Here is a 3,188-nt window from a genome sequence, read left to right on the forward strand (position 1 = left end):
CAACACCTCCGCGAACACCCGACAGACCATCTCCTCCTCCGGCGACCCCGCCGACCGACCACCCTCCCCCCGCACCACACCCTCCGAAGGAACCGACAACGCCCGCCGATCCACCTTCCCGTTCGGCGTCAACGGCAACTCCCCCACCACCACAAACACCCCCGGCACCATGAACCCCGGCAACCGCCCGGTGAGATGAGCCCGCAGCTCGGCCTTCAGCCGGCTCGAACGCGGTGCGGCGGACGGGGTGTTGGTGAGCGGGCCGGTGACCGGGGCGCCCGCCCGGTGGGTGCCGGCCAGCGGACGGGCGGACGCGGTCGCCCTGGAGACGAGGACGATGTCGAGTTCGCTCTCGCGCCGGTCGGCGGACCAGGTGACAGCGGTGTCGTAGCCGAACTGCCCGCCGAGTTCGGCCAGCTCGTCGGGCTCGGGCCCGTCGGCCGCCGACTCGTCCGTGAGGTCACTCGCCGTACGGGCGTTGGGCACACCTGTCACCCGCAGCAGCTCAGGGCGCCGCGCCGTCAGCGCGGCGGCCAGCGCCTCGGCTGAGCCGCCGAGCTCCTCCCAGGTCACGTGAGGAGCGTCGGCGACACTCAGCAGCTCGTCGGCGGGCTTCTTGTGAAGCACCACTTCGTAGCGGTAGCGCGTGAGTTCGTTGTGCCTGAGTCCGCGCTTGACACGGATGTCGGCGCCCCCGATCCCGGTGGACCTGGCGGCGAAGGAGGTGAACAGCTCGGGGTCCACCAGCAGCTCCTTCTCCTCCGCGAGGGCGAGGCCGGCCGCCGTGCGCACTTCCGCGGCCGGTGCGGCCGCGCCGAGGCGTCCGGTCTGCGCGGCCAGGTGCAGCCGCTTCGCCGACTTGAGGTCCCTGACGTCGCCCAGGTAGAGAGCGCCGCCGCGAGCCAGCAGCCGGACCGCACTGCGGAGGACGTCGAGGAGGTAGCGCTCGCTCGGGAAGTACTGGGCGACGGAGTTGAGCACGACCGTGTCGAACTCGCCCTCGGGCAGCGTGTCCAAGGCGTCGGCCGCGAGGGCGGTGAGCCGAACGCGGTCCACGGCGTCGGGACGGGCGGCGGCCAGCCGGGCTCCGAGGGCGGCGACCGCTTCGGACGAGACGTCGGTACCCCAATACATCTCGCAGTGGTCGAGCAGCGGTGCGAGAAGCAGGCCACTGCCGACGCCGATCTCCAGGATCCGCCGGGGTTCGAGCGCGCGGATGGCGTCCACGGCCGCCGCGCGCCACTCCCGCATGTCGTCGAGCGGGATGGGGCCGCCGTCGTAGGTACTGTGCCAGCCGGAGAAGTCCTCACCGAATCCGGCGCCGGACTCATCACCGCCGTACTGCCTGCTGAACACCGAGGCCCAGGAGTCCAGTTGATCGCGGTCCCCGGCCTCTTCCAGAGCCGGGACGCCGTCGGTGCCCGGGACGACGTACGCGGCGAGACGGGCGTCGCCCTGGGGGTCACGGTGGACGGCCACGGCGGCGGCGGCCACCGCCGGATGTTCGGCGAGCGCGGTCTCGATCTCGCCGAGCTCTATACGATGGCCTCGGATCTTGACCTGCTCGTCGGAGCGCCCGACGAACACCAGCTGTCCGTCACCGGTCCACCGCACGAGGTCGCCGGTACGGTACATACGCTCGCCAGGCGCCCCGAACGGACTGGCCACGAACCGGCTTGCCGTCAGTCCCGACCGGCCCAGGTAGCCGCGGGCCAGTGCCGGACCGCTCACATACAGCTCGCCGGGCACCCCGGGCGGCACCGGGCGCAGCCGCGCGTCGAGAACGTAGACCCGGGTGCCTGTCAGCGGACGGCCGATGGGCGGCGGGGCCTCATCGGCGCCCAGCGGGGCGCTGGTGGTGGCGCAGACGGTGGTCTCCGTGGGGCCGTACGCATTGATCATGCAGCGTTCCGGCGCCCACTGCCGTATCAGGTCGGCGGGGACGGTCTCGCCCGCGACGACGAGTGAACGGACCGAGGGCAGTTCGCGGTCCTCCAGCGCGCGCAGCGCGGACGGCGGCAGCGTGGCGTGGGTGACGTCGAACTCCCGGATCAGCCCGGCCAGCGGATCGCCCGGCATCAGCCGGTCGGCCGGGGCCACCACGAGGGCGGCGCCCGTCAGCAGCCCCATCAGGGTCTCCCAGAAGGCCGCGTCGAAGCTGGGCGAGGCGAACTGGAGCACCCGGCTTCCGGGGCCAGCACCGAAGCGCTCCCGCTGCGAGGCGACGAGGGCGGCGACACCGGTGTGGGTGACCACGACGCCCTTGGGGCGGCCGGTGGAGCCCGAGGTGTAGATGACGTAGGCGGCGCGTCCTGGCTCGTCCGGGCGGTCCGGAGCGGTGGCGGGGACCGTGTCGAGCGCCGCGACGACCTCGGGGGCGTCGAGCAGCAGCGCCGGCACCTCGCCCGCTGCCGGGCGTGGGTCGGTGAGCCCGTGGGTGACCAGGAGGGCGGGCCGCGAGTCGTCGAGGAGGTAGCTGATCCGGGCCGGGGGATAGGCCGGGTCCACGGGCACGTAGGCGGCGCCGGCCTTGAGGACGGCGAGTAACGCCACCACGGTCTCCGGGCCGCGCGGCACAGCGAGCGCGACCCTGTCCTCCCGGCCGATGCCTTGCCTCAGCAGCAGATGAGCCAACTTGTTGGCTTGCACGTCCAGTTCGCGGTAGGTGAGCTGCCCGCCCGGGTGGAGCAGCGCGGGACGGTCGGGGGCGGCGGCCACCCGCTGCTCGAAGAGTGTGGGTACTTCGGCTCCTGCGGGTGGCGCCGCGGTCTCGTTCCAGGTCTCCAGCACCCGCCGACGGTCCTCGCCGGTCACCGTCTCGATCTCACCGATGGGGCGGTCGCGGTCCTCGGCGAAGCCGCTCAGTATCCGGTCGAGCAGCTCCACGGTGCGCACGACCGTAGCCCGGTCGAAGAGATCGGTCGAGTACTCGACGTACCCTTCGATACCGTCCGGCCGCCCCTCGGTGTCGTAGGTCTCGTGCAGGCTGAGCGAGTAGTCGAACTTCGACACACCGGGCACGGTCGGTACCGGCCTGATGTCCAGGCCGGGCAGGGAATATGCCGCCGCCGGCGCGTTCTGCAGGACGACCAGCACCTGGAAGAGGGGTTGCCGGGACAGGGACCGCTCCGGGTTGAGCGCCTCCACCAGCTGCTCGAAGGGCAGGTCCTGATGGGCGTACGCCTCCA

General features: G+C 72.3%; 1 protein-coding gene. It reads right to left on the reverse strand.

What is annotated here, in order from left to right; translation table 11 throughout:
- A partial coding sequence (locus AB0C75_RS35805) for an amino acid adenylation domain-containing protein (RefSeq protein ID WP_362896713.1) occupies positions 1 to 3,188 on the reverse strand: 3,188 nt, incomplete at both ends.

The organism is Streptomyces sp. NPDC048565 (assembly GCF_040650935.1).
Classification (GTDB): domain Bacteria; phylum Actinomycetota; class Actinomycetes; order Streptomycetales; family Streptomycetaceae; genus Streptomyces.